Source organism: Mycetocola sp. Y442 (assembly GCF_056898615.1).
In genome coordinates, this window is record NZ_JBXHBV010000003.1 from 431,310 (window position 1) to 457,637 (window position 26,328).

Annotated in this window: 29 protein-coding genes; 19 read left to right on the forward strand and 10 right to left on the reverse strand. The window is 65.0% G+C overall.

The features are described 5' to 3' along the window. Positions 1 to 102: 102 nt before the first annotated feature. Entirely contained in the window at positions 103 to 840 is a 738-nt protein-coding gene (locus AC1X6S_RS13605; protein ID WP_483406289.1) for a DUF4386 family protein, read from the forward strand. A 104-nt stretch (positions 841 to 944) separates the two neighbouring features. Here AC1X6S_RS13605 and AC1X6S_RS13610 read toward each other — a convergent pair whose 3' ends face one another. Beyond that, positions 945 to 1,859 (reverse strand): hypothetical protein, encoded by a 915-nt coding sequence (locus tag AC1X6S_RS13610; RefSeq protein ID WP_483406290.1) that lies wholly within the window; start codon positions 1,857 to 1,859, stop codon positions 945 to 947. A 200-nt stretch (positions 1,860 to 2,059) separates the two neighbouring features. Here AC1X6S_RS13610 and AC1X6S_RS13615 point away from each other — a divergent pair, with 200 nt between their 5' ends. Next, positions 2,060 to 2,419: a hypothetical protein gene (locus AC1X6S_RS13615; protein ID WP_483406291.1), complete on the forward strand. Its 360-nt coding sequence runs from the start codon at positions 2,060 to 2,062 to the stop codon at positions 2,417 to 2,419. A 3-nt stretch (positions 2,420 to 2,422) separates the two neighbouring features. Further along, positions 2,423 to 2,743 (forward strand): DUF7882 family protein, encoded by a 321-nt coding sequence (locus tag AC1X6S_RS13620; RefSeq protein WP_483406292.1) that lies wholly within the window; start codon positions 2,423 to 2,425, stop codon positions 2,741 to 2,743. Positions 2,744 to 2,789: 46 nt separating this feature from the next. Here the strand turns inward: AC1X6S_RS13620 and AC1X6S_RS13625 are convergent, their stop codons facing one another. From AC1X6S_RS13625 to AC1X6S_RS13640, 4 genes are all read right to left on the reverse strand, one after another. Beyond that, positions 2,790 to 3,065, reverse strand: coding sequence for a hypothetical protein (locus AC1X6S_RS13625; protein WP_483406293.1), 276 nt, complete (start codon positions 3,063 to 3,065; stop codon positions 2,790 to 2,792). Positions 3,066 to 3,371: 306 nt separating this feature from the next. After that, the gene (locus AC1X6S_RS13630; protein ID WP_483406294.1) at positions 3,372 to 3,875 is read right to left on the reverse strand and encodes a tetratricopeptide repeat protein; all 504 of its coding nucleotides are present in this window, start codon (positions 3,873 to 3,875) and stop codon (positions 3,372 to 3,374) included. Between the two features lie 83 nt (positions 3,876 to 3,958). Beyond that, entirely contained in the window at positions 3,959 to 4,390 is a 432-nt protein-coding gene (locus tag AC1X6S_RS13635) for an ASCH domain-containing protein (RefSeq protein ID WP_483406295.1), read from the reverse strand. Positions 4,391 to 4,515: 125 nt separating this feature from the next. Next, entirely contained in the window at positions 4,516 to 5,070 is a 555-nt protein-coding gene (locus AC1X6S_RS13640) for a GNAT family N-acetyltransferase (protein ID WP_483406713.1), read from the reverse strand. 88 nt (positions 5,071 to 5,158) lie between these two features. Here AC1X6S_RS13640 and AC1X6S_RS13645 point away from each other — a divergent pair, with 88 nt between their 5' ends. Then, complete coding sequence (locus AC1X6S_RS13645) at positions 5,159 to 5,659, forward strand: GNAT family N-acetyltransferase (RefSeq protein WP_483406296.1); 501 nt, start codon at positions 5,159 to 5,161, stop codon at positions 5,657 to 5,659. A 20-nt stretch (positions 5,660 to 5,679) separates the two neighbouring features. Here the strand turns inward: AC1X6S_RS13645 and AC1X6S_RS13650 are convergent, their stop codons facing one another. The 3 genes from AC1X6S_RS13650 to AC1X6S_RS13660 form a co-directional block, all read right to left on the reverse strand. Next, entirely contained in the window at positions 5,680 to 5,958 is a 279-nt protein-coding gene (locus AC1X6S_RS13650) for a hypothetical protein (protein WP_483406297.1), read from the reverse strand. Positions 5,959 to 6,061: 103 nt separating this feature from the next. After that, entirely contained in the window at positions 6,062 to 6,904 is an 843-nt protein-coding gene (locus AC1X6S_RS13655) for an SMP-30/gluconolactonase/LRE family protein (RefSeq protein WP_483406298.1), read from the reverse strand. After that, entirely contained in the window at positions 6,901 to 7,638 is a 738-nt protein-coding gene (locus AC1X6S_RS13660; RefSeq protein WP_483406299.1) for a FadR/GntR family transcriptional regulator, read from the reverse strand. Before AC1X6S_RS13660 ends, AC1X6S_RS13655 begins: the two co-directional genes overlap by 4 nt. Positions 7,639 to 7,793: 155 nt before the next feature. Here AC1X6S_RS13660 and AC1X6S_RS13665 point away from each other — a divergent pair, with 155 nt between their 5' ends. From AC1X6S_RS13665 to AC1X6S_RS13690, 6 genes are all read left to right on the forward strand, one after another. Further along, positions 7,794 to 9,161 (forward strand): MFS transporter, encoded by a 1,368-nt coding sequence (locus AC1X6S_RS13665; protein WP_483406300.1) that lies wholly within the window; start codon positions 7,794 to 7,796, stop codon positions 9,159 to 9,161. A 76-nt stretch (positions 9,162 to 9,237) separates the two neighbouring features. Next, complete coding sequence (locus tag AC1X6S_RS13670; protein WP_483406301.1) at positions 9,238 to 10,965, forward strand: dihydroxyacetone kinase family protein; 1,728 nt, start codon at positions 9,238 to 9,240, stop codon at positions 10,963 to 10,965. Between the two features lie 10 nt (positions 10,966 to 10,975). Next, a complete protein-coding gene (locus AC1X6S_RS13675; RefSeq protein WP_483406714.1) occupies positions 10,976 to 11,446 on the forward strand; it encodes a ribose-5-phosphate isomerase in 471 nt (156 codons plus the stop codon). Next, positions 11,446 to 12,216 carry a triose-phosphate isomerase family protein gene (locus AC1X6S_RS13680; protein WP_483406302.1) on the forward strand — a complete coding sequence of 257 codons (771 nt, stop codon included), beginning with the start codon at positions 11,446 to 11,448 and terminating at the stop codon, positions 12,214 to 12,216. Before AC1X6S_RS13675 ends, AC1X6S_RS13680 begins: the two co-directional genes overlap by 1 nt. After that, positions 12,213 to 13,007, forward strand: a complete 795-nt coding sequence (locus AC1X6S_RS13685; protein WP_483406303.1) for a sugar phosphate isomerase/epimerase family protein — start codon at positions 12,213 to 12,215, stop codon at positions 13,005 to 13,007. Before AC1X6S_RS13680 ends, AC1X6S_RS13685 begins: the two co-directional genes overlap by 4 nt. Continuing rightward, positions 13,004 to 13,867 (forward strand): phosphogluconate dehydrogenase C-terminal domain-containing protein, encoded by an 864-nt coding sequence (locus tag AC1X6S_RS13690; RefSeq protein ID WP_483406304.1) that lies wholly within the window; start codon positions 13,004 to 13,006, stop codon positions 13,865 to 13,867. The genes AC1X6S_RS13685 and AC1X6S_RS13690 overlap by 4 nt, the downstream gene beginning before the upstream one ends. A gap of 110 nt (positions 13,868 to 13,977) precedes the next feature. Here the strand turns inward: AC1X6S_RS13690 and AC1X6S_RS13695 are convergent, their stop codons facing one another. Further along, positions 13,978 to 15,012, reverse strand: a complete 1,035-nt coding sequence (locus tag AC1X6S_RS13695) for a LacI family DNA-binding transcriptional regulator (RefSeq protein WP_483406305.1) — start codon at positions 15,010 to 15,012, stop codon at positions 13,978 to 13,980. Positions 15,013 to 15,168: 156 nt separating this feature from the next. Here AC1X6S_RS13695 and AC1X6S_RS13700 point away from each other — a divergent pair, with 156 nt between their 5' ends. From AC1X6S_RS13700 to AC1X6S_RS13725, 6 genes are all read left to right on the forward strand, one after another. Further along, positions 15,169 to 16,215: a nucleoside hydrolase gene (locus AC1X6S_RS13700; protein ID WP_483406306.1), complete on the forward strand. Its 1,047-nt coding sequence runs from the start codon at positions 15,169 to 15,171 to the stop codon at positions 16,213 to 16,215. 51 nt (positions 16,216 to 16,266) lie between these two features. Further along, positions 16,267 to 17,532 carry an ABC transporter substrate-binding protein gene (locus AC1X6S_RS13705; protein ID WP_483406307.1) on the forward strand — a complete coding sequence of 422 codons (1,266 nt, stop codon included), beginning with the start codon at positions 16,267 to 16,269 and terminating at the stop codon, positions 17,530 to 17,532. Between the two features lie 99 nt (positions 17,533 to 17,631). Then, positions 17,632 to 18,558, forward strand: coding sequence for a carbohydrate ABC transporter permease (locus tag AC1X6S_RS13710; RefSeq protein ID WP_483406308.1), 927 nt, complete (start codon positions 17,632 to 17,634; stop codon positions 18,556 to 18,558). After that, positions 18,555 to 19,448, forward strand: coding sequence for a carbohydrate ABC transporter permease (locus tag AC1X6S_RS13715; RefSeq protein WP_483406309.1), 894 nt, complete (start codon positions 18,555 to 18,557; stop codon positions 19,446 to 19,448). The genes AC1X6S_RS13710 and AC1X6S_RS13715 overlap by 4 nt, the downstream gene beginning before the upstream one ends. Before the next feature lie 25 nt (positions 19,449 to 19,473). After that, complete coding sequence (locus tag AC1X6S_RS13720) at positions 19,474 to 21,315, forward strand: D-apionate lactonase family protein (protein ID WP_483406310.1); 1,842 nt, start codon at positions 19,474 to 19,476, stop codon at positions 21,313 to 21,315. Next, positions 21,312 to 22,064, forward strand: a complete 753-nt coding sequence (locus tag AC1X6S_RS13725; protein WP_483406311.1) for an SDR family NAD(P)-dependent oxidoreductase — start codon at positions 21,312 to 21,314, stop codon at positions 22,062 to 22,064. The genes AC1X6S_RS13720 and AC1X6S_RS13725 overlap by 4 nt, the downstream gene beginning before the upstream one ends. Before the next feature lie 58 nt (positions 22,065 to 22,122). On the opposite strand, the gene AC1X6S_RS13730 is transcribed toward AC1X6S_RS13725, so the two are convergent. Next, positions 22,123 to 23,109 (reverse strand): LacI family DNA-binding transcriptional regulator, encoded by a 987-nt coding sequence (locus tag AC1X6S_RS13730; protein WP_483406312.1) that lies wholly within the window; start codon positions 23,107 to 23,109, stop codon positions 22,123 to 22,125. 176 nt (positions 23,110 to 23,285) lie between these two features. Here AC1X6S_RS13730 and AC1X6S_RS13735 point away from each other — a divergent pair, with 176 nt between their 5' ends. The 3 genes from AC1X6S_RS13735 to AC1X6S_RS13745 are packed head-to-tail and all read left to right on the forward strand — an operon-like array spanning position 23,286 to position 26,131. Further along, positions 23,286 to 24,278 (forward strand): ribokinase, encoded by a 993-nt coding sequence (locus AC1X6S_RS13735; RefSeq protein WP_483406313.1) that lies wholly within the window; start codon positions 23,286 to 23,288, stop codon positions 24,276 to 24,278. Next, entirely contained in the window at positions 24,275 to 24,745 is a 471-nt protein-coding gene (locus tag AC1X6S_RS13740; protein WP_483406314.1) for an RpiB/LacA/LacB family sugar-phosphate isomerase, read from the forward strand. The genes AC1X6S_RS13735 and AC1X6S_RS13740 overlap by 4 nt, the downstream gene beginning before the upstream one ends. Positions 24,746 to 24,802: 57 nt before the next feature. Continuing rightward, positions 24,803 to 26,131 carry an MFS transporter gene (locus AC1X6S_RS13745; protein WP_483406315.1) on the forward strand — a complete coding sequence of 443 codons (1,329 nt, stop codon included), beginning with the start codon at positions 24,803 to 24,805 and terminating at the stop codon, positions 26,129 to 26,131. Positions 26,132 to 26,328 lie beyond the last annotated feature (197 nt).

Consider the following 26,328-nt stretch of genomic DNA (forward strand, 5'->3'; position numbering starts at 1 on the left):
CCGAGCGGCCGGTTCAAGAGTGGATGTGGGCCATCGGCCCGCCGAGCCCGGTGTCACGGGCTCGCCGCAGCGGACTCGGTCCGCCCGATTCAAGGAGTTGTCATGACCCGCACCACATCCCCGTCCGCGGCACCGAGTGACGTCGCCGTGAAGCCGCCGCGCGACCTCCGGCGTTTTTGGCGGACTACCATCGCGATACTTTTGCCGATCGGCCCGTTGGGAATCACCATCGGTCGCGCGACGATGCCGTACTGGACCGACCAGGACGGCGAGGCGATCATCACCAGCGTTCTGGAGCATCCGGACTCCATAGTCCTTGGCTCCTGGTTCGGACTCATCATGTTCCCGTCGATGCTGGTGGGAGTCCTCACCCTCGGCTATCTCGCCCGGAGAGCGGCTCCAGTGCTCGCGACAATCGGCACGATCGTCACGTTCCTCGCCTATGCCAACTGGGGAGCGGCGGGCAACGCTGACTTTATGACGGTCACATTGGGCGCCGCGGGCATCGACGCGGCCACCATCCTCCGTGTCAACGAGGTCATGCTCGCAGCCCCGTTGGCCACAGTGACCGGAATCAGCTGGATTTTCGGCCACATCGTTGGCACCGTCCTGCTCGCGATCGCCGTCGGCAAGGCAAGGGTCGTCAATCGCTGGGTGGCCATCGGCCTCGCCCTGTCGCAGCCGATCCATTTCGTCGCTGCAGTGATCGTGCCCAACCGTCTGCTCGACGTGACCCTGGGGTGGGGCCTTACGACGGTGTGCTTCGCACTGGTCTCTGTCGCCATCCTCCGCATGTCGAACGACGAGTGGGATGTTGCTCCGCTGCGTCCGGTGCGCTGACGGAACTCAGCGGCCCCGCGCCCGCCACCATCGCGGTGGCGGGCGCGGTCTGCCGCCGAGCCGCTCGGCCTCACTGGCTTCTCGACGAGGCAATCTGACCGCTCTCACTGCGGGCGATTGATCCCGTCGCCATCCCAGGTCAGGTCGGCGTCGGTGCGGATCGGCAACACCTCGAGTCCCGGCGTTCGCACGAGTTCCCGGATGAGCTCGTGGGTTCCGGCAACCAGTGTCGAGTCGAAGTCGATCTCGGTGGCGAGTACCCACGAGTGATCGTCGGGCCACAGGATGCTGGGCGATTGCGCCCACATGACCTCGCGTACCCACGGCGCTAGACCCGGCCACGCGGCATCCGCCAGGTCGTTCGCCCCGACCTCGAACAGCACGTAGTGTCGCCCGGTGTCACCGTGCAAATGAAATCGTGGCCCTGCCGCAACCTCGCGCCCCAGCAGTCCGGAGCCCGGTCCCGATTCGGCGTCCGGCCGGACGCGCGGCCCGTCGCTCCCCACCAGCGTGAGGGTAGCAAAGCCGTCCGAGCTTACGAGGCCACCCCAGCCCTCCCAGATCGCGGCGATACCGCCATCCGGTGTCGTTGTGTGCCGAGCGAGAACCGCGGATGCCGTTGCGACCGACCCAGCATCGAGGCTGCCCTGGCTGGTGGAGCCATAGCGCCAGCCGTCGGGGCTTACGACGCCGTCGATACTGTCGGAGTCGCGGCGCACGAGGCGAGCGTATTGCGCTTCAGCGTGCATGGTTGTGCCGAAGGACTCGGCCGCCTGCGCCCAGGTCGCGCGCTCGGTCTCGAGCGACGCCGCGATGTCGGCGACGCAGGTCGGCTCGGTGACGCCCAGCCACGTCTCCGTGGCACGCGGTCGATCACGCTCGACGGGATGGAACACGCGCGCGTACGCCTCAAACCCGCGCGGGACGATCGACAGGATGCTGCCAAAACGCTCAACCTCCATCGAACGAAGCCATTCGCCCCGCGAGACATCGGCCACCCACTCGAATCGCTCTTCCATGCGCCCCATCCTCGCCCATGGGGGAGCCACGCTCGGCCACAAATGGTCGCTGTTCCTGAGGAATCCCGACCATTTTCGGCCGGACAGGGCGCGAACAACCGTTTGCGGTCAAGCAGAGCGGATGCCGCAGGGCTGAGCGGCAGCATCCGCCCCGCTCGTGCGGTTTTCCGACGGCGCATGCATGGCGTATGGTCGGACGCATGAAGCGCATCACACACAGTGGCGGGTCTTTCGTCACGGGCAATGCCATCACGGCGGCGCTTCTCGAGTACACGACAACGGTGGCAGACGCAGAACACAGCGTCACCGTCGATATCACTGTCCTCGAAAAACACGGCGAGACCTCCGTCCACACCCTCCTGCTCAGCAAGGCCAGTCAGTTCGACGTCGCCGACGTGGGCGGCATCACCGCCGAGGAAGAAGCGCGACGCTTTCCCGTTCCCGAAATGCCGCAGGTCGGCATCAGAGGGACCGTGGAAGAGGAGGGCACCGGTGCCGGCCAGACCGCCGAAGACTTCAATCAGATCATGGACGAGCTCGACGCAGGGCTGGGACAGTAATTCATGGGCAAATTCATCTACGGAACCCCGTCGATCTCCGTCGAGTTCGACGATCGGGTGCTCGCTCACCTCAAGGTCGTCATTTTGTCGAAGGTGCGACGCGGTGAGAGCTTCACGTTCTCCTGGGACTACACAGTTGCCTCGGGCAGCGGACACAGCTCGATCTGGATCCACCCCACCATCCCGCTCCAGTTCGACTTCGTGGGGAGCCGGGAGCCTCAGCTCAATCGGGCCTGGGTGGAAGAACTCGTCAGGCTGGCTAACTCTCCGGCGGGCCTGCGGGTAGTCCCGGAGCCCGACGAACCCACGACGGCAAAGCGGTAACCCGAGGCGCGCCCCCAGGTCGACTCCGACGTGGCGGTTCGGCCGGTCAGAGCAGATCGGCGATGTCCCAGGTGGAGTGATCCTCGAACGTCGCCCCGTGATCCGTGTCTGAATCGTCGTCAGGAACGTCGAGCGTGGCGAGCGTGACCGCGACGCCCGGGCTGATCAGGACGCTCACGACAGCGTCTCCCACCATCGTCAGATCGACGAAGCGGCCGCCGGAGACCACCGCGCGTTCGACCTCGGCCTTCACCGCAGCCGCGTCGGTTCCCTGCGCAAGCACGTAGGAGTTCCCCTCGACCGTGAGGATCGTGCGGCGCATCGGAACCCCTTCCGGTTCGGGCATCGGCAGACGGCCCGCGCTACCGCTGAAACCCCGAAACAGTAAGACGTTCCCCGTCATACAGACGAGTCGTACAGGCGCGCCGCCGGTCGCACCCGCGAGCGGGCCTTGCTCGGACGAAAACGGTCGCTCACGCCCAGCGGGCGTCGTGCGCGGACATAAACGGCTGCTGGTCTCGAGAAAGTCCAGCTCTTTGTGTCCGAGCAATGACCGAATAGCCATTTTAGGCCGAGCAGCGGATGCCGTCACGCGGCACCGTCGGGAAATTCGGCAGCAGCAGACCGCTCAGCGGGGAGCGTCGAGCGAGACGAGGTACTCGGCGTTCCCTCGAAGCGCGGCCTGGTACCTGTCGAGTTCCTCAGCGTGGACGTGCTCCGCAAGCAGGGTGAAGAGACTCCCGAGCGCCGTGTTCGCTTTCCCGGCCGCGTGCAGGGTCAGCGCCTCGAACGCGCCGAGCGAGACCGAGTCGGGGAACTCGCGGCGAGCGCGCGCAAAGAGTTCGATTGACTCGTCGAGTCGCCCGAGGTTCCTCAGCGTGCTGCCCTGCTGCAGGTAACACCGCCTGCGCACGTCGCCCTCGAGCCCCTCGGCCATCGCCCGCTCATAGAAACCCAGTGCCGTCGCTTCATCACCCGCGGTGTCGTACGCGCCGCCGACCTCATAGAGAACTCGTGGATCGTGCGGATGCTGTTCGTAGATCGGGAGCAACGCCGCAATCGTCGGCCCCATGTTGTCGCGATCGCGGGCGGCAAAAATACGCTCGAGTTCTGCTTCTGTCTTGCTATCCACGGTGCCGACTCCTCCACAACGACGTGCGCCGAAGATCGAAGCGCGCTCCTACGCTAGCGCTCCGGTACCCAGGGGCGGGCTACTCAGGCTCGGCCGGTGACGTGGAATCGCACCAGCACCGCTTCAGTGGCATCCGACACCGTGAACTCCGGGTCGCGCATCCACTCTCGGAATTCAGCGCCGTGCCAGAACTTCTCGTGGCCGGCACGCCAGTCGGCGACGGTCTCGAAGCCCTCGCCCTCGTCGATGGCGTGGGCGAGGTCGACCTCGCCCAGTGGCACGACGCGGACACCGGTGACCTCGGTGACGCAGACGGGATTCTCGGAGGAGTCGACGACAACGCGACGCTCGCCGATCACGGGCAGCTGCTCCTCCGACAGGTCGTAGTCGGCGACCAGCGACGTCGTGCTGGTCTTGCGTCCGTCGAGGATCGCGCCGACGAGAGCGTCCCGGAGCGGCCCGGGGAATGCGTACTCGTCGATGGGCAGAGTCGACAGGTCCTCACGAGAGATCATGCTGAAAGCCTATTACGGCCCTGCAACCGCATTGAGAACCATGACGAGAACACGGCGGCAGATGCTGCGTGCGGCTGATGCGGGCGGATGACTCGGGCACGGTGGCGACACCGTGACGGCACGCCCTACTGTCGGGCAGCCGCCAGCTCGTTGGCCGTCAGCGACCGATCCGCGAAAACGAGCCGCACCGCCAACGGGTCGGGGTTTCCCGCATCAGGTCCCCTGTCGACGAGGCGCAAGCCGAGTTTCTCAGCCACCGCTGACGAAGCGGCGTTCTCTTCGAGCAGATAGGCGATCACGGGGCGGTTGCCCTTGAGGCATGCGGCTCGCTCGAGCGCCCGGCGTCCAAGTTCGGTCGCCAGCCCTCGGCCCTGCGCCGCCGGGGCGAACCGATAACCCAGATTCCAGGCGACACCACCGAGCGAGGACGGGCCACCATATCCGACGATCGCGTCAGACCCATGTTCGCGGGCGATCCAGGTCCCGATGCCGTCGGCATCCCAGCCCCGCAGCCACCGCTCGAGGGTGACCTTCGTCTGGGTGATGGCTGTGTTGCGAAGCGATGGGTAGTGCGCCCACACGCGCGGATCACTAAGAATCGCGTAGAGCCCAGGTGCGTCATCCGTCAGCGGGCGGCACAGACGGAGGCGATCCGTTGAGTCCTCGGGGATGCTGTGCATGGCCACGGGGTTACGCTAGCGCGTCGACGGTACCGTGCGACACCGCCCCACGCGACATTGCGCCTCGGGCGGCCGTTAGAGTCGCAGGATGCTTCCCGCTCCCACCGCCCGCTTGCGGTTCCGCCCCATGACCGACGCCGATCTCGACGCCATGGCCGCGCTGCTCGGTGACCCCGCCGTGATGCGCTTTTACCCGGCACCGAAGTCACGCTCCGAGGCCGCCGCCTGGATCGACTGGAACCAGCGGAACTACGCCGATCACGGTTACGGGCTCTGGATCATCGAGACCATCGACGGTGAGTTTGTGGGCGATTGCGGACTGACCTGGCAGGACGTGAACGGAGTGCCGAAACTCGAGGTCGGCTACCACGTGCGCTCCGCCCTTCACGGGCAGGGACTCGCGACTGAAGCCGCAGCGGCGTGCCGCGATTTCGCTCGCGAACACACCGACGCCGAGGAGCTGGTGGCGATCGTACACCCCGACAATTACGCGTCGAGTCGCGTGGCCGAGAAGATCGGGATGCACCGGGTCGCTGACCACCACGGTGGGAACCTCGCAGTCCGCCACGTCCTCAGCATGCGCCTCTGACGCAACCGAAGAGGGCCGACTCAGAACAGGTCGGCGATGTCCCAGTGAAGACTGTCGTCGAAAGGCTCGGCGAGCTCGCCGGTGTCGCGTTCGTCTTCCGCGACCTCACGGGTCGTGAAGTGAATAGCAACGCCGGGGCTGACCAGTACGCTGACCGCGACGTTGCCCACAACCGTGAGGTCGATGAACCTTCCCCCCGCGCGCACCGCTTCTTCAGCCGCCGCTTTGAGCGCCCCCAACTGCGTTCCCTGCGCGAGCACGTGCGAATGACCATCGATTGTGAGCGTTGTGCGTTGCATCAGCGTCCCTTCGGGTTTGGGCCTTTGCGATCCGCTCACCCTACCTCCGGAAACCCGAGATCGGTTAGGAAATTGACATGGCCGTAACGTAACGAAGGGTTTGCTATCCGACCGCTGGCGTCAGCGTCGTGCGGATGCGGTACAGGCTCGTCGATGCCGTGATGTAGAGCTCGGAGCCGTCCGGTCCACCAAAACACAGGTTCGATGCGACCTCGGGTACGGCGATATTCAACTCCAGTTCGCCGTCCGACGAGAACACTTGAACGGCATCCGACGACGAGGTCCACACCCGACCCCGGGCATCCACGCGGAATCCGTCAGGGGTCCCTGAGGGATTCACGAAGACGCGCCCGTCTCCTGTCGCCACGTCATAAACACGGATGTGCCGCACCGATTCTCCCCCGGTGTCGGCCACGTAAAGCAGCTTCTCGTCGGGCGAGAACGCCAGCCCGTTCGGGTGCACCATGTCGGTGATCACCGGCGTCGCGACGCCCGTGGCGGGATCGAAACGGAACACGAAGCATCCGCCGTACTCCTCGACACCCGGGTGCCCCTCACGCCCGCTCTCCTGAATCCCATAGGGCGGATCGGTAAACCAGATCGTGCCGTCGGATGCCACCACAACGTCATTCGGCGAGTTGAAGCGTCCACCTGCCCAGCGATCGACGAGCACCTCGACCTCACCGTCGACCTCGCGCTCAACAGCACGACGGCCGTGGCTGCACTGAACGACGCGGCCTTCGAGGTCGAGGGTGCGGCCGTTGGTGTACTCGACGTCGTCGCGGTGCACGCGCGTTTCACCGGTGGCACGGTCGAACTCGAGTATGCGGTTGTTCGGGATGTCGCTGAACCGCACCGACTCGCTGCGCGGCAACCAGAGCGGTCCCTCGAGCCACTCGCCGCCGGTCCAGAGCTTCTCGAGCTCACCCGCGATCAGCCCGGTCATGGCGCCACGGTCTTCGCGAGCCGGTCACCCGCTGTGCTCATGTGCACGGCCATGGCGGATGCCGCGGCATCCGGATCGCGCGTCGCTATCGCCGCGTACACAGCGGCGTGCTCATCGATGGCGACCCGCGCCTGCTCGGGCTGCTGCACCGCGCGATCGACCCACACGCGCAACAGCGAGCGGATGCTCTGCAACAGGTCGAGCAGCACCATGTTGTCGATGCTCCGCGCCAGCTCGAGATGGAACTGCAGGTCCGCCTCGACAAAGCCACCGAGGTTGTCGACGTTCTTGCGCATGTCTTCCAGGTGATCGGCGAGCCGACCGAGCGCTTCGTCTGAGATTCGGGATGCCGCCAGTCGCGCCGCGTAAATCTCCAACGCCCCGCGCACCTCGATGAGCTCCCTGGTGCGGGGCTCGTCGAGCATGAGGCCCCAGCTCAGGGTTTGCGGGAGCATCTCACTGGCCGTTCCGCGCAGATAGGTGCCGGATCCGGGGCGCACGTCGACGATCCCGAGCAGCTCGAGCGCGGCGAGCGCTTCGCGAACCGCGGAGCGACCGACACCGAGGCTGGTCGACAACTGGCGCTCGGGCGGCAGGCGGGTTCCGGGCTCAATGTCGCCCCGAGTGAAGATCTCGAGCAGCCGCTTGGCGACCGCAGACACCGGCGTTCCCCCGCTCAGTGTGCCCATAGATGCCGCGATCTCAGCGGAGGAGTCATTCGGATAGGCCGGCATGGGTCAAAGCTAGCAAAACTGCCCCGACAATGGATCACCGGTTGACCGGTATTGGTCAACCGGTTGACAGAAAGGTCATTTCGCAGAATACTCATGGGAGCGAATGATGCGGCCCTGCCGCCGTCGCGCTCCCCCTTCCTCACCAAGGAGTCAACGTGGACACCACCACACGCAAACCCACGCCGCAAAGCGACGTGGAAAAATCCGCCATTAAGAAGGTCGCCGTTCGGCTGGTCCCGTTCGTGGCGTTGATGTTCTTCATCAACTACCTCGACCGTACGGCCATCGGTTTCGCCGCCCCGAACGGCATGAACGAAGACCTGGGACTTTCAGCAGCCCAGTTCGGTTTCGCCTCCGGCGTCTTCTTCATCGGCTACATCCTGCTCGAGGTTCCGTCGAACCTCGCCCTGCACCGCTTCGGCGCACGCAAGTGGCTCGCACGCATCATGGTGAGCTGGGGAATCGTCGCCCTGCTCTTCACCTGGGTCGGCAGCTTTGAACACCTCGCCATTCTGCGCTTCGCCCTCGGTGTCGCCGAAGCGGGATTCTTCCCCGGTGCCATCCTGTTCCTGAGCCTCTGGGTTCCAGCGGCTCACCGCTCCAAGATCCTCGCCCTCTTCTACCTGGCACAGCCGCTCACCACGGTCATCGGTGCTCCCCTCGCCGCGATCCTCATCGAGCAGCACGGCATCTTCGGCCTCGAGGGCTGGCGGTTCATGTTCGCTGGCGTCGCGATCCCCGCGATCATCATCGGATTCGTCGCCTGGTTCTACCTGAAGGACCGCCCGGCTGACGCGAAGTGGCTGACCAAGGAAGAGCAGGTCTGGCTCACCAACGCCCTCGAGTCCGAGCGCGCACACACCCAGAAGACCGGCGGACACGGTCGCATCCGTGACGCGTTCAAGAGCGGCCGCGTCTGGGCACTCTCGTTCATTTACTTCGGCTTCATCTACGGCCTCTACGCGCTCGGTTTCTTCCTGCCGACGATCATCGAGGGCTTCCAGGCACAGTTCGGCACCGAGTTCGATACGTTCCAGAAGGGGCTCATCACGGCAGTCCCGTATATCCCGGCAGCCATCGCACTGCATTTCTGGGCTCGGGATGCCACGAAGCGCGGCTTGAAGACGTGGCACATCGCGATTCCCGCGTTCGTCGGAGCACTGAGCATTCCGTTCGCGCTGTTTGCGGGATCTCCGTTCGCCACGATCGCCATCATCGCGATCACTGCCATGGCGATCTTCTCCGCCCTGCCCAACTTCTGGACCCTGCCGACGCAGTTCCTGACCGGTGCAGCAGCGGCAGCGGGCATCGCCCTGATCAACACCGTCGGAAACCTCGCTGGCTTCTCGGCGCCGTACATCACCGGTGCGGTCGCCGACCTGACCGGCAACTACGAGGTTCCCATGTTCATCGTCGGTGGCTTCATGGCCCTCTCCGGCGTGATCATGCTTCTCCTCTCGAGAGCACGCCGCACCACGCGTCCCGTCGTCGACGAGACCGACGCACAGGCGCTGGCGCAGTAACCAGGGCGGGGCGGTCGACTCCCCGACCGCCCCGCATCCCCTCCCCCACCCTCGAGCACTTCGGAGCACATTCCCCATGACTCGCCTCTTCAACGATCCTGCCGCGTTCGCCGACGAGATGATCGACGGTTTCGTCGCCGCGAACGCCGGGCAGGTGCGGCGCGTGCCCGGTGGCGTCATCAGGAGCACTGTGTCCGAACCAGGCTCGGTCGCCGTCGTCACCGGTGGTGGCTCCGGCCACTACCCGGCGTTCGGCGGGCTCGTCGGCCAGGGCCTCGCCCACGGCGCCGCGCTCGGCAACCTCTTCGCGTCGCCGTCAGCCCAGCAGGTTCACTCGGTGGCCTCGGCCGCCGACCTCGGCGGAGGCATCCTGCTCAGCTACGGCAATTACGCGGGCGACGTGCTCCACTTCAGCCAGGCCCAGGAACGCCTGCGCGCGGCGGGAATCGACTGCCGCACCGTCGTCGTCACCGATGACATCGCGAGCGCGCCGGTGGGCGAGAAGCGCAAACGCCGTGGCATCGCCGGCGACCTGACGGTGCTCAAGACCGCCGCTGCGGCATCCGAGGCCGGTTACTCACTCGATGACGTCGAACGCATCACCGCCCACGCCAACGAACGAACCCGCTCCTTCGGCGTCGCGTTCACCGGCTGCACACTGCCAGGCGCGACGGCCCCGCTCTTCACCGTGCCCGAGGGCCGGATGGGCGTGGGAATCGGCATCCACGGCGAACCGGGGATCGGTGAAACCGACATCCCCACCGCCGCAGGCCTCGCCGAACTCTTCGTCTCCACACTCCTCACCGAGCTGCCCGACGGCATCGATTCAGCCGACGGCCAGCGCGTCGGCGTGATCCTCAACGGCCTCGGCTCGGTCAAATACGAGGAACTCTTCGTGGTCTACCGCCGCGTCGCCGAGCTGCTTAGCGATGCGGGCATCACCGTCGTCGACCCCGAGGTCGGCGAACTCGTCACGAGCTTCGACATGGCCGGCGCGTCGCTCACCCTGTTCTGGCTCGACGACGAACTAGAAACATTCTGGCGCGCACCGGCGAATACCCCGGCCTACCGCAAGGGCACCGTCGCGGCGACCGAGCAGTCCGTTCTCGTCGACATCATCACTGAAATCGACGAGATTCCGGATGCTTCGCCCGCGTCACGCGCGTCGGCCCGGTTCGCCGCGGCCGCATTGCAGGCCCTCGCCGACGTGATCGATGAGAACGTCGATGAACTCGGCCGCATCGATGCGGTCGCCGGCGATGGCGATCACGGCATCGGCATGCAGCGCGGGGCTCGCGCTGCGGCAGCGGCCGCTGGCGACCTGCGGGATGCGGGTGCCGGCATCCGCACCCTGCTCGAACGCTCCGGCGACGCGTGGGCCGACCGGGCCGGCGGAACCTCGGGGGCACTGTGGGGCTTGTCGCTCCGTGCCATCGCCGGGCAGCTCGGTGACGATGCCGGCGCGACCGGCGCATCGATCGCTGCCGGCGTCGATGCCGCGAGCCGCGGCATCCGTGAATTCGGAAAAGCGGAGCTCGGTGACAAGACGATGGTCGACGCGATCGTGCCGTTCAGCGACACCCTCACACTCGAACTCGCCAACGGCGCCCCGTTCACCGCAGCCGTGTCGCGAGCTGCGGATGCCGCCACCGACGCTGCCGCCGCAACCGCCGACCTGTTGCCCCGCATGGGCCGCGCTCGCCCGCACGCCGAGAAAAGCCTCGGCACACCGGATGCCGGCGCACACTCGTTCGCGCTCATCGCGCAGCGGCTCTCGCGCCTCATCGACACCCAACAGCACTAGGAAGAGGAACATCATGGACAAACTGCGAATCGTGATCGGCTCGGACGACGCCGGATACGACTACAAGGAACTGCTCAAGAAGGACCTACTCGCCAGCGACCTGGTCGAGAGCGTCACCGATGTCGGCGTCGACGCCGACGGCCACACGCCGTACCCGCGGGTGGGAGTCGCGGTCGGTGAGGCCATCGCCGCGGGTGACGCTGACCGGGGCCTGCTCGTCTGCGGAACCGGCATGGGCGTCGCGATGGCGGCGGGCAAGGTCAAGGGCATCCGTGCGTCTGTGGCGCACGACAGCTTCTCGGTCGAGCGGCTCGTGCTCTCGAACAACGCACAGGTGCTTGCCCTCGGGCAGCGCGTGATCGGCGCAGAACTGGCCCGCCGTCTCGTGCGCGAGTGGCTGACCTACCGTTTCGACGAGACCTCGGCGAGCGCTGAGAAGGTTGCCGTCCTCGACACCTACGAGACCACCGGCAGCTGCTGATGTCTCCCGTCGTCGTTGGGGTGAGCCTGAAGATGTACTTCGGGCATGCCCGCGCGCGCGAATGGTTCTCGGAGGTCGCTCAGCTGAGTCGCGACAACGAGTCGCTGAAGAACGGGGACGTCGAACTCTTCGTCATCCCGAGTTTCGTCTCGATCCCCGCCGCGATCCACACACTCGGTGATACCGGCGTTGTCGTCGGCGCCCAGGACCTGTTCTGGGAGGACAACGGCGCCTACACCGGCGAGGTCAGCGGCACCGAGCTCGCCGAGATCGGTGCCGGCGTTGTCGAGGTCGGGCATGCAGAACGACGACGACTGTTCGGCGAGACCGAGGAGATCGTGGCCGCCAAGACCGCGGCGGCCCTCCGCAACAGCCTCGCTCCCGTTCTCTGTATCGGCGAGACTGTTCAGGGAGAAGCGGATGCCGCGGCGAGCGAGGCAGTTCGTCAGTTGCGTTCCGCTCTCACCGACGCTCCGGCGGGCCGGGTCATAGTCGCCTACGAACCCGTCTGGGCGATCGGCGCAGCAGAACCTGCCAGCGCTGAGCACATCCGTACCGTGTGCGCCGAGCTGCGCAGTGCGATCAATTCGATGGACGGTCGCGACGGCAGCGCGGTGATCTACGGCGGAAGCGCCGGCCCCGGCCTGTTGACCGCCCTCGGTTCCGACGTCGACGGGTTGTTCCTCGGCCGTTTCGCGCACGACCCCGCAGCGCTGGCATCCGTTCTCGACGAAGCAGCGATGCTCGCAGGATCGGCGGCACGGGCGTGATCGGGCTCGGCACCTATGCCTTCTTCTGGCAGCACTCGTCACGGGTGCCAGAACCGCTCAGCCTGGTCGGGGCGTTCGAGCGCACGCGCGAACTCGGTGTCGACCTGTTCCAGATCTGCGACTACGCGCCGCTCCTGTCGATGTCCCACGCCGAACTCACGGCAGCGGCCGCGGAATCCCGGAACCTCGGGCTCACGATCGAGCTGGGGACCAAGGGCATTGAGCCCGGCCACCTGACGTCGTTCCTGCGCCTGGCGGAGATTTTCGACGCGACGCTCGTTCGCAGCATGCTCTACGGGCCGGACCACCGCCCGAGCCTTGATGAGGCGGAGCAGATCCTCACCGACATACTGCCGTCGTTCGACGCGGCCGGTGTGACGCTCGCGCTCGAGACCTACGAGCAGGTGTCAACGACAGACCTCGTCGGGCTGGTCGAGCGGGTCGGCAGCGACCGGCTCGGCATCTGCCTTGACCCCGCGAACGTCGTCGCCGGTCTGGAACTGCCGAAGGATGCCGTCGAGCGGTGCGCCGCCCTCACCCGCAACGTGCACGTGAAGGACTTCGCGTTCGCGCGGCAGGACGGCTGGGTCGGTTTCACCTACAGCGGCGCGCCGATGGGTGAAGGACTGCACGACTACCGGCACCTGCTCGACACCGTCGAGCCAGAAGCCCGCGGCATCAACGAGATCGTCGAACACTGGTTGCCCTGGCAGGGCGACCCCGAAACCACCGTCCAGGCGGAGATTGCCTGGACAGCCACCACACTGGATTACCTGAGGAGAAACCGATGAGCACCACCGACTTCAACCCCACCATCGCCGTGATCGGTGCCGGAGGAAAGATGGGGACCCGCGTCTCCGACAACCTGTCGAAGACCGACCACAAGGTCTTCTACAGCGAGAACTCCCCCGTCGGGCAGGACCGCGTCCGCGCGGCAGGTCGCGAACTCACCGAGACCGCGGATGCCATCGCTGACGCTGACATCGTCGTTTTGGCCGTGCCCGACCTCGCGCTTGGCCCGGTCACGGCCGAGATCGTTCCGCAGCTCAAGTCGGGTGCCATCGTGCTCACGCTTGACCCCGCCGCCGCGTACGCCGGTCTGCTGACCACCCGCGACGACGTCATTCAGGCCGTCGCGCACCCGTGTCACCCGTCGATCTTCCTCCAGCGCACCACACCGGAGGAGTACGCGGACACCTTCGGCGGGATTGCTGCACCCCAGGATGCCATTGCGGCGATCGAATCGGACGACCCCGAGAAGAAGGCCATCGTTGAGGCCACCGTCCGGGCGATCTACGCGCCCGTCATCGACGTGCACTGGGTCACCATCAAGCAGCTCGCGCAGCTCGAGCCGACCCTCGTCGAGACCATCGCTTGCATGATCGGTGCCCTGCTCAAGGAAGCACTGGACGAGGCCGTCAACACCATGGGCGTGCCGGAGCCGGCTGCTCGGTCGATCCTGCTCGGCCACACCCAGGTCGCCCTCGCCAACGGACTCCGTGGTGACAACCCGTTCAGCGACGCCTGCCTGATCGCCATGGATTACGGCCGGTCGAACATCATCAAGGACGACTGGAAGAAGGTCTTCCGCGACGACGAGCTCGACAAGAACCTCGCCGCGATGCTGCACCTCGACAAGATCGAGAGGTAGACCGCGCGGGGCTCGCGCCCCGCGGCATCCGCTCGCTTGCTCCGACGAAAACGGTTGCTGATTCCGAAGATCAGCAACCGTTTTCGTCCGAGCAGCGCGGACGCACTGCGTCACCTTTCGATGAGCGCGGCGGTCGAACCGCGGACGATGAGTTCCGGCTCGAGTACGAAGTGGTTCGCGTGCTCGCCTGACCGGATCTGCTGGTGCAGCATCCGGAACGTGGCAACGCCGAGCGCCCGAAAATCGAGCCGCATGGTTGTGAGTGGTGGAGAGAAATACGCGGCCGTCGGCATGTCATCGACGCCGACGATCGAGAAGTCCTCGGGCGCCCGGAGGCCCCGGTTCTGCAGTGAACTCATGAAGCCCAGGGCAATCTCGTCGTTGCTCGCAACCACCGCCGTGAAACCGGACACACCCGCCGACTCCCCCGCCCTGAATCCCGACGCCGCCGACCAGTCGGTAGCCCCACCGATTACTCGGGACGGGAGATGCTCGTTCGCCATGGCCTCGCGGTATCCGCGCACGCGTTCGGCAGCCTCGTTCCGTGTAGCGGGGCCGGCGACGTGGACGATGTCGCGGTGACCAAGGCTGATGAGGTACCTCGTGGCCTCGAATGCGGCCGAATACGAGTGCGCACCCGCTGAGGCTTCCTGCGACCGCGGGAGCTCGGAAACGGTGAAGACGGGGATCTCCTTGCCCACCCGGGCGAGAAGCCGGTCTGCGTCCGCGATGGGCGTCGACAGGATGATGCCTTCGACCTGCACGGCAACGAAATGATCCAACGCTCGTCGAGCTTCGGACTCCCAGTTTTTTGCCTCGAGGTCGAGATCGAGCTGGGCGATGATCAGCGTCACATCGGCCTCGCGTGCGGCGAGCCCCAGGCCGGTGAGGATGGCCGCACTGCCGAAGTTCAACGCACCCATCGACAGCACGCCGATGGTATTCGTCCTCCGCGCGCGAAGGTTGCGGGCGGCCTGGTTGGGGATGTAACCGAGTTCTCGGATGGCATCCGCGATGCGCTTACGCGTCTCGGCCCGAACGTACCCGGTACCGGTGAAGTACCGGGAAACAGTCTGGGTCGACACCTCGGCCAGTCGCGCCACATCCGCCATGCTCGCTCGAGTCGCTGCGCTCGATTCCGTCAAAGCTCTACCCCTGTCAACTCGGTCACCCTTTATAACGAAAAGGTAACGCCTTCGATAAGCATTTAGGTTATCGATCACCTACGTTATAGGTTATCGATAACTTAATCGGTCAACCGGTTAATCAATCTCGGCACTTCGAGCAAACAAAGGTCACCAATGACGTCGATCCCTCACCCCGAGGCCTCCCGGCCATCCCCTGCTAGACGATGGACACTGGGCAGCAGCCCCTGGCAAGCCATCCCTCCGCTGGCCGGGCCGCGTGCGCGAGTAATCATCGACAACGACTTTTCCGGGGATCCGGACGACCTGTTCCAACTCGTCCACCACCTGTTGTCGCCCAATGTCGACATCCGTGCGGTCATCGGCTCGCACCTTCGCGACGGCGACCCATTCGATCCAGGCCCCCGGTCCGCTGAGAACGCGGTCGCCGTTGCGAAAGACGTTTTCGCCCGCATGGGTCTCGACTCGACAGACGTCATCGCAACCGGATCGAACTCACCTCTCGCTGATCGCGCGACCCCGCAGCCTTCGGCGGCGGCGGACGCCATCGTCGCCGAAGCAATGCGAGCCGACGAGTCTCCACTGTTCTTCCTGGCTGGCGGCGGACTCACGGACCTGGCCTCCGCTTACCTGCAGGAGCCCCGGATCGCAGAACGGATGACCGTGGTCTGGATCGGCGGCAACGAGCACGAAGGGCTCGCCGTTCCGCCACCGGATGCGATGCCCGTCGAATACAACCTGCTCATCGACGTTCTCGCCGCGCAGGTGGTTTTCAACGACTCTGACCTGCACATCTGGCAGGTGCCGCGGGATGTCTACCGCCAGTGCCTGATGTCTGACGCCGAGCTGCGCCTTCGCGTCGCGACGGCCGGGCCGCTCGGCCGCTATCTCTATGCCGAAATCGCCGAAGTGATCGTCCGCGCGACGGAGCAAGGCCGCGGGCCTTCCGAAACGTACGCCATGGGTGATTCCCCCCTGGTACTCCTCACCGCGCTTCAGTCACTGTTTGAAGCGGACCCATCGTCGAGCACGTACGTCGGGATGCCGACACCGACGCTGGCGGACGACGGCAGCTACGTTCCATCGCCCGATAACCGGCCAATGAGGGTGTACACGCACGTCGACACGCGGCTCATGTTCGAGGACTTTTACCTCAAGCTCCAGGAGTTCCACAGCTGGCAGGAGTCAGCGGAAACGCGCTGACCCCTTAACGACCCATCAAACCCCAACCAATACGAAACCGAAATGGAAGCAATGATGCACATTAATCGCTCGTGGCGCGCGGTCGCCCTTGGAGCCGCAGCAATCACCGTCCTGGCAGGGTGCTCCGGTGGCGGCGCCGAAGAGGCCAGCGACGGACAAACTCTCTCTGTGTGGATGCCAACACAGGAGGATTCGCAGGGCACGAACATCGAAGCACTGATCGACGCCTACACGGAAGCAAATCCCGACGTAACCATCGAACTTGAACAGCGTTCGGTAGACGAGCACAAGAATGCGCTCCGCCAGGTCGCCGGAACCGACGCCGGTCCCGACATTTACTGGTACTGGGAGGGTTCGGGCCTCGGCGGTGAGCTCGTCGACGTCGGCATGAGCATGGACCTGTCTGACTATTACGACGAATACGCGTGGGACGATCGATTCACCGCAGCGTCACTCGGCGGCATCACCCAGTACGGCGGTTATCACGGTGTCCCGTGGTCACAGCAGAGTGAAGGCATTTACTACAACAAGACGTTGTTCGCGGAAGCAGGCATCACCGAGCCGCCCACGGACTACGACGGCCTGGTGGAAGCCGCTGAGAAGCTGAAGACCGCTGGGATCACGCCGATCGAATTCGGCGGCACTGTGAACTGGGACGTGATGCGCCTTCTGGATTCGCTGATCGAAACCACGTGCGGCGCGGACGTCGCTGATGAGCTCAACACCGGTGACGGCGACTGGGGTTCCGAACAGTGCGTCACCGATGCGTTCACAGAGCTGAAGACGTGGGGCGATGACTACTTCAACGAGGGATACCTGGGCATCAACAACGATGACTCCGCCCTACTTTTCTTCTCCGGTGAGGCCGCGATGTCGCTGGAAGGCACGTGGTACAACGGCCAGATCGTCGATAACGGCATGAACCCGGAAGAGATCGGGATCTTCGCTTTCCCGACGGGCACCGGTCGCCTGTATGGTTTCGGCGAAGCGTTCTACATCAACTCCGCGAGCGAGAAGGCCGATGAATCGGCCGAGTTCCTCGACTTCCTGACCTCAGAAGACGGCCAGGAGATCGCCGGCGATGCCTGGGCAGCTCTCTCCGCGAACAAGAACGTGCCCGTCGACCCGGAGAACCCGCTCAATCAGGTGTGGGCAGACCTGGCCGCATCGGCAGACGGCGTCTACACGAACAACGACCAGAACTTCTCCACGGCAGAGGCCACCGAGTTCTGGCGGGTACAGAACTCGGTTCTCACCGGTTCTCTGGATCCCGCTGACGCGGGCGCTGAGTTCCAGAAGTTCCGCGACTCCCAGTAACCATCCGGGGACACGAGGGCCGAACCTGCCCCTCGTGTCCCCGGGATGTTCCCTCACGTTTGCCGGACAACGTCCGGCCCTCCGAAAAGAGGCCTGTCCATGACCACCACAACGCTCGCCCGGGGTCGGGTAAAGACGCGCACGCCTAAACACCACAGGTTTGTGCTGGCGTTGCCGTACCTGATTCCTGCGCTCATTCTGTACGGCTGGTTTCTGCTCTACCCGATGGCCGACGCGGTGCGCCTGTCGTTCTTCGAGTGGTCCGGTTTCCGCACCGAGGAACCGGTTTTCGTCGGGATCGACAACTACGTCAGGCTCTTCACCCAGGACGCCGTGTTCTGGACCGCACTTCGCAACTCAGTAATCTGGGTGGTCCTGTCGTTGCTCGTTCCGACCGGCATCGCCCTTCTCCTCGCTCTCGGCCTGAACCGCAAGATGCGGGGCCGCAATCTCATGCGAGCGGTCTTCTACATCCCGGCAGTGTTCGCATCCATCACCGTCGCTGCGATGTGGCGGTGGATCTACAACCCCACCCTCGGATTCGTCAACCAGCTCCTCGAGGCGGTCGGCCTTGGCGCATGGGGACAGTCGTGGCTCGGCGATCCGCAGTTCGCCCTCGGGTCGATCTTCGTCGCGAGCGTCTGGCAGGGCGTCGGATTCAGCATGGTTCTGTTTCTCGCCGGCCTTCAGACTGTGCCAGGCGAACTGGTCGAAGCAGCGAAGCTCGACGGCGCCAACGCGTGGCAGCGCTTCCTCGCGGTGACGGTTCCTGCCCTCAGGCCCACAACCGTCGTGGTCGTCATTCTGGCGATCATCAACGCACTGAAGGTCTTCGACCTCGTCGTCGGAATGACCGGCGGTGGTCCGGCACAGTCCACCCAGGTACTGGCCCTCTGGTCGTACACACAATCATTCACCAACCACAACTTCGGAATGGGTGGCGCCGTAGCCACCGTGCTCCTCGTTGTGACACTTGCCCTCGTCATTCCGTATATGGCCTGGTCGATGAAGGGAGAAGACCGATGAGCAGCGCACTCGCTACCCCGGCCATCGCGCAGGAGATCCTGACGGACGAACCGCGCCGACGCGCTCCGCGGGACTATGTCGGCATCGGCCTCTGGGCCGCGCTCGGTGTCACCGCCGTGCTGTGGTTCCTTCCGCTCTACCTGATGTTCACCACCTCGGTGAAGAGCAAGCCAGACCTTAACAGCCTGCCGATGTGGTCGTTGCCGTCCACCTGGGAATGGGGCAACTACGCCGCAGCCATCGACACCGGCGACCTGTGGGTGACGGCGGGCAACAGCCTTCTCGTTGCGGCAATCAAGGTCCCGCTGGGGCTCGCGATCGCGGCCGCTGCAGCATACGCACTGGCCCGCATCCGGTTCCGGGGAGGCCGTGCGCTGATGATGGTCATCGCCATCGGCTCCATGGTTCCGGTGCAAATCGGGCTCGGTCCGTTGTTCAGCACCATGCTGGAGCTCGAAATCCTGGACTCGCTCTTCGGCCTGATCCTGCCGTATCTCGCCTTCGGCATCCCGTACCAGATCTTTGTGCTGTACGGGTTCTTCCGCGGGATACCGGATGAGCTCGAGGAATCGGCTCGACTCGACGGCGCCTCCTCCTTCCGCATTTTCTGGCAGATCGTCCTGCCGCTCGCGAAGCCCGCTCTTGCCGCACTCTTTGTGCTGGACTTCGTGGCGACGTGGAACGAGTACGCGATGGCAACGACGCTGCTGCGCACGCAAAGCAACTGGACGATCCCGCTGGCGGTCCAGAGCTTCTCGACGCAGCACGGCACGGACTACGGACCGATGAACGCTTTCATCTTCATGTCGGCGATCCCGGTTCTCATCGTCTACCTGCTGTTTCAGCGATACTTCATTCAAGGCGCGCTCGCCGGGGCTGTGAAGGGTTAGGGGTGCGTCGGCGAGGAGCGAACCCATGACCGAGACTGACGCTCAGCGACTGGACCGGCTGTGGTCTCCCGAGCCCGCACCGATCCCTGTCGAACGGGGACCCTGGCGGTTCGAGCTGCGGGGCGATGAGATCGCGGATCTCAGCTTCGACGGCAGTCCAGTCGTGCGCAGCGTGCGCGCCGTCGCGCGGGATCGGGACTGGAACACGGTGCCGACGACGGTCACCGGCGTCGAGTCCGGCGGGACCCAGCTCCGACTCGAGCTGCAGGGGTTCGGCGCCGACATCAGTGCGACGGTTGAGATTGCCGCTGATGCCCAGTCGCTGACTGTCGCCCTGGTCGCGACATCCCACTCCGAATTCCTCACCAACAGGCTCGGCCTCGTCGTCCTGCATCCCCCGACTCTGGCGGGCGAACGCCTGACCGTCGGAACAGAAACGGGCGAGGTCCACACCACGTTCCCGGTGGCTGTTTCGCCGCACCAACCGGCCGTCGACATCCGCTCGCTGACCTGGACGCATGACGGCGTCACGACGCACGCCGAGTTCTCGGGCGACACCTTCGAGATGGAAGACCAGCGCAACTGGACCGACGCGAGCTACAAGACCTACAGCCGCCCGCTCAGCCTGCCCTTCCCCTACCCGATCGAACCCGGTGAGACGGTTGAGCAGTCGGTGTCGTTCACCGCCACGCGCGTGCAGCCGCGAGTGCACACTGATCGAACGGATGCCGTCGAGCTGGTCAGGACCGGCCGCCCGGTTCCCGAGGTAACGGTTGGCGCGTCAACTCTCCCGGATGCTGCGATGCCCGAGAGCCCGGCGGACCTGCCGCCCGGAGTCGCCGCGGTGCTCGTGGAACTGGACACGAGAACACCGAGCTGGCGACACGCTCTGACGCGAGCCGCCACGGAGGCGGGCGACCTTCCCCTCGACGTTCGCATCGTCGCCGATGGGCCGGATGCGGTGCGCCAGGCGGTCGAGCAGCTCATCGAGAGCGGCGCGCGGGCCCTGAGGCTCGGGGTCTTCTCGGCAACCAGCCACGTCACCGAAGCGGAACTCTGGGATGCGCTCACCAGCGCTGCCAGAGACCTGCCGGACGTCACCCTCGTCGGTGGCGCGCGGTCACATTTCACGGAACTGAACCGCGAGCATCAGCGCCTGCCGGACGGCATCCCGGAACTGACCTTTTCGCTCACGCCGCAGATGCACGCCACTGAACGGGCCCAGATCATCGAGTCCATTCCGATGCAGGCGGTCGTCGTGGCAAGCGCGGGCGCGATCGCCCACGGGCGGCCGTTGCACGTCGGTCCGATCACGCTCCGCCCGCGGTTCAATGCCGTCGCAACCAGCGACGCGACCGGGCAGGCGCCCTCGGACCTCGCGCAGGGTTACGGCGCCGAAGTGACCGAAGGCGCCACCGACGAGCGGCAGCGGTCGGAGGGCCTCGAGGCGTGGACCATCGCCAGTTTTGCCGCGATCGCCTCTGCCTCCGACGATGCCCGGGTTGCGAGCGTGAGCTACTTCGAGGCATCCGGCCCCCGAGGTCTTGGCGACCAGCACGGTTCGTACCCCGTCGAAAGCGCCATTTCTGCGCTGGCGAGCCTCGCGGGTGGGGAGCTTCTGGTCCCCGCCCGCCCGCCGGTGCCCGGCCTGTGGTGTGTTGGCTCGCGACAAGCCGATGGGTCGTGGCAGGTGGTGCTGACGAACATCGGCACGGCGACGATCGCAACTGAGGTTCGGATTGAGGGCTCGCACCATCTCATTTCGCTCGACCCGTACACCGTGCTTCGCCTCTCGAACGTGACGGATGCCGTCAGCCATAAATTCACCGACCCACGCTCAACCACCGAACGGAACGGAACTCCATGACCTCTCGCCTGCAGGAAAAAGCCATCGTCGTGACCGGTGCCGGCTCGGGAATCGGTCGGGCCATCGCCCAGCGCTTTGCCCGCGAGGGAGCACGCGTCGTCTTCACCGATATCAACGTTGAAGCGGCGACGGATGCTGCGGGGCAGGTTGAGAACGCACTCGCGGTGCAGATGGACGTGTCCGACGAGTCCAGCGTGACAGCGGCGTTCGAGCGCATGGCCGCCGAGGGCTTCGCACCGGACGTTGTTGTGGCGAGCGCCGGGGTGCAGCTGTTCGGTCAGGATGCTCCCGTCGCCGATCTCGATCTCGACGTGTGGAAGCGCACTCTGGACATCAACCTCACCGGGGCCTTCCTGACGGTCAAGCACGGCGTCCGCTCCATGCTCGGTCGCGGCGGGTCGATCATTCTCATCGGCAGCCCGACGGCGCTCAACGGTGAGGGCCAGGATTTCACCGCATACAGTTCGTCGAAGGCCGGCATGCACGGGCTGGGGCGTGCGGTCGCGGCGGCCTACGCCGGCGACGGCATCCGGGTGAACACGATTGTGCCCGGCTACACCGAGACGCCACTCGTCGCAGCCATCGCGAACGACCCGGAGGATCGGGCGGCCATCGTGTCGCGCATTCCGCTCGGGAGGGCCGGGCAGGCGTCGGATGTCGAGGGCATCGCGGTGTTCCTGGCCAGCGACGAGTCGAGCTTCGCTACGGGCGCGACCTTCCGTGTCGACGGCGGGATGACGACGCTCTAGCGGGGCGCTTCGGTCGACGCCGGAGTCAAGACGGTTGCGCAGGCCGCGGAATCGGTGCTCAGCCTCTCGAGCGATCGATAAACGTGGTCGGGATCCGCTGCGACGACACAGTCCCACCCGCGATCAACTCGAGGAGCCCCGCGACGCCTGCCCTGCCGATTGCAGCCGCGTCGTGCCGTACCGCGCTGATCGCTGGTGACACGAACTCGAACCACTCAAGGTCGTCGAACGACACGACCTCGATACTGGATGCCGTTGACGCGCCAAGACGCTGCCGCAGCGCCCGCATCGCCCCAACGGTTGTCGGCCCGTTGGCTCCAAACACTGCCGTCGGACGCACTCCACGATCGAGGATGCGCAGCATGGCGCGCTCCGCTCCCTCGGCGAGGAAGTCACCGGCGTCGATGAAGGCATCATCGGTACTGATACCGTGCGATGCGCGCCCCGCGAGATAGGCTACCTGGCGCTCAGCACCGGTCGAGATAGTGTTCGGCCCTCCGACGAAAGCAACGTCCCGGTGCCCTCGAGCCTGCAGCCAGTCGAGGACCAAACCGACTCCCTGACTGTTGTCCGTCACAAAAGACGGCGCGTCCAGGCCCTCAACCAGACGGTTCAGCAGCACGACGGGCAGCCCCGAGCCGAGAATCGAGGTCAATTGAGGTGAAGCGGGCCCTTGGGGCGACAGCAGCAGGCCATCGATACGTTGCGAGGCGAATATCCGCAGGTACTCGTCGGCCTGAGTTTCGTCTTCGTTCGCATTCGCGAGGAGCACCGTGTAACCGCGGCGCATCGCCTCTCGCTCCGCGGCGTGCGCAAGTTCGGAAAAGAACGGGTTGCGGATGTCGGAAACTAGCAACCCAAGTACATTTGTGCGAGCACTCCGCAGCGAGCGGGCCGGACCATTGGCGATGTAGTTCAGTTCTGCAGCTGCAGCGTGAACCAGAGAACGCGCCTTCGGCGAAGTATTGTGGCCACCGCTGAGCACGCGCGAGGCCGTACCGAGCGAAACCCCGGCGCGTTCGGCGACGTCTTTGATCGTCGGCATGCGTCAACTTTCGATGGAAACGTTTCATCAGTTTCCTGCACGCACGCGGGCGATGCAAATCTCGGCGGGAACATTGCGCGGCATGCACGCTCAATATGTAGTTGCGGTGGCCCCCAGCGTTAAGAGATAGTGGAAACGTTCCCAATTGGAAACGTTTCCATCGACGTGAGGGCTCAATGTCGACCATCAAGAACGTCGCTCCCGCGACGGGTGCCGAAGACCGGCGTGTGTTCGTGGTGGGGAGCGTGAACCAGGACATCAGGGTCAGGACTGCGCGGCATCCTTCTCCCGGGGAAACAGTGACCGGCGAGAGTCTCGACACGGGGCTTGGAGGTAAAGGGCTCAACCAGGCCCTGGCAGCGGTGCGAGCTGGCGCGAGGGTCATCATGGTCGGCGTGGTCGGCGATGACCAGGCGGGCGTGGCAGCGCTAGAGCGACTTCACTCCGATGGAGTCGACATTGACCGCGTGCTGGTCCGCAGTGGTGCACACACCGGATCCGCGGTCGTGACGGTCGATCACACTGGCGAGAATTCCATCATTGTTATCCCGGGGGCCAACGGAACGCTCGCTGGAGGTGAGGTGGGCGAACTGCTCAGCGACCTCCGGGCGACCGACATCGTCCTCCTCCAGAACGAACTTCCGCCGTCCGCGGGAGCGGCTGCTGGGCGCGCAGCCCGCGCTGCGGGAGCCACCGTCGTCTGGAACGCAGCTCCTGCGCCCTCCGCGCTGAACAACATCCCCGACGCGATCGATGTACTCGTCGTGAACGAGCACGAACTCGAGCGCATCGCTGAGCTACTGGGTCTGGCGGGACGAGGCCGCGACTCCCTCATCGTCGCGGTCGGACGCCGACTGAATGCCGTCGTGGTCTGCACCCTTGGCGGCGACGGCTCCATCGTCGTCGACGGTAGTCGTCGCGAAAGCGTGCCCGCCGCTGCGGTCGATGTCGTTGACACGACCGCAGCGGGCGATACTTTCATCGGTTACCTCGCCAGCGATCTTCCTTTCGGCGACATCTCAGCCGCACACCTGCGCGACGCCGGGGCGGCGGCCGGGCTGGCCGTAACCCGGGCAGGCGCATCCGACTCGATCCCCTACCGCCGCGACGTCGATCGGGCCACCGGCACGTTGAACGTCAGTACCGCCACCACCTGGAGCACAACATGAGAGTTTCCCTCGGAGCCGACCACGCAGGTTTCCCCTATAAGCGGCTCGTGCACGACGCGATCACCGCACTCGGACACGAGGTCATTGACTGCGGGACCGATAGCACTGATCCCGTCGATTTCCCTGACATCACCGCTGCAACGTGTATTCCGGTTCTCGATGGCCGGGCTCAACGAGCCATACTCGTCTGCGGATCGGGTGCTGGCGCCATCATGGCCGCCAACAAAATCCACGGCATCCGGTGCGGCCTGGCCAACGAACCCTTTTCCGCGCATCAGGCGGTCGAGCACGACGATGCGAATGCCATCGCGTTAGGCGCATGGCTCGCGCCCCAGGCGTTCATCGGTGAGATTGTCGCGAATTTCCTCAATGCGACTTTCGATGACGATGAAGACACCCGTCGGCGAGTTATGAAACTCAACGCACTCGATGACCGCACCTATCCGCTCATCCCAGAACTGAACTGACCCACACCCATCACGCACAGCTGCCGCGACACGTGGCACGATCAAAGGAGATCCAACATGACCGACACCGTCTCTAAACCCAGGAGGTCACTCCGCGGGTCACCCGACCGCCTGAAGACCTCGATCGCCGCCGGCATTGGCACCAGCGTTGAAAACTACGACTTCATCGCATACGGCACCGCATCGGCGCTCTACTTCGGTGCAGTTTTTTTCCCCGAACAAGACCGCTTCGTTGGCACGTTACTGAGCTTCGCCACTCTCGCAGTCGGCTTCCTCATGCGCCCTCTCGGCGGCGCCATCGGCGGTTACATGGCTGACCGTTTCGGGCGCAAGCCGGTGCTCGTGGCCGCGATGATCGTCATGGGAGGAGCGACGTTCTGCATCGGCATCCTTCCGACCTATGCGACGATTGGCGTGCTCGCGCCAGTGCTCCTTGTGCTCATTCGCATGATCCAGGGCCTGGCCTTTGGAGCCGAATGGGGTGGGGCCATCACCATGGCCTACGAGCATGCACCGGCAAATCGTCGCGGTATGTACGCCGCCATCCCACAAGCAGGTAATCCTCTTGGTATCGCGATGGCAAGCGCGATGTTCGTCTTCAGCGCCGGGCTCGAGGGTGACTGGCAATGGCGCACACCATTCCTCCTGAGTGCGGTACTCGTGATCGCCGCCCTATTCGTGCGCTCACGCCTCACTGAGTCTCCCGAATTTGAAGACGCCAAAGCGTCCGGAGAAATTGTGAAGAACCCCTTCCTGTCAGCCTGGCGCAACGACTGGAAGAGCATCCTTCGGGTCGTTTCTCTCCGCATCGTCGAGTCCTTCACCTACTACTCGACAGCGACGTACTTGTTGAACTACTTGTCTGAGCGCTACCCGGACATTCGCCCCCTGGCACTCGGGGCGATTACCGCTGCCAGCCTCTTGGCGATTTTCGTAACCTTTGCGGCAGGAAGCCTGAGCGACAAGGTGGGGCGAAAGCCGCTGTACATCGCCGGATGCGTAGCCGCCATGGCGTTCGCGTTCCCAATGTATTTGCTCACCAATGACGCGGTTCCCACTCTGGTCGTGCTCACGTTCATCATCGGTATTGGTGTCATCCACGCGACCCTCACCGGTGTACAGGGTTCGCTTCTGACCGAGCAGTTCGGCACATCCACCCGCACCTCCGGCGCCTCCATGGGCTACCAGATCGCCGCATCGGTGGGCGGATTTGCTCCACTCATTGCAGCGCTTATGGTGGGTGCAATGGGCTGGCCGGGCGCTTCGCTGGTTGTTCTCCTCGCAGCGACGATCGGCCTCATCGGGATCCTCACTACCCGTGAGACCTGGGGCAAGGCAGAGCGCCAGCGCGTTGCTGAGTTGCTCGCAGCAGAAGAAGCTCGCTAACGAAAAACCGTCAATAAAGGAACGGCCGCTGTCCCTTGGGACGGCGGCCGTTCTTGTTGGTCTGGGACGCCATCCTGGTCGCGACGACGAAAACCGTCGCTCCCGCGGCATCCGCTGTCTTGCGGCGACGAGAACCGCCGCTTCCTCGGCATTCGCTCGCCTGCGACGACAGAAACGGTCGCTGATTCCGAAAATCA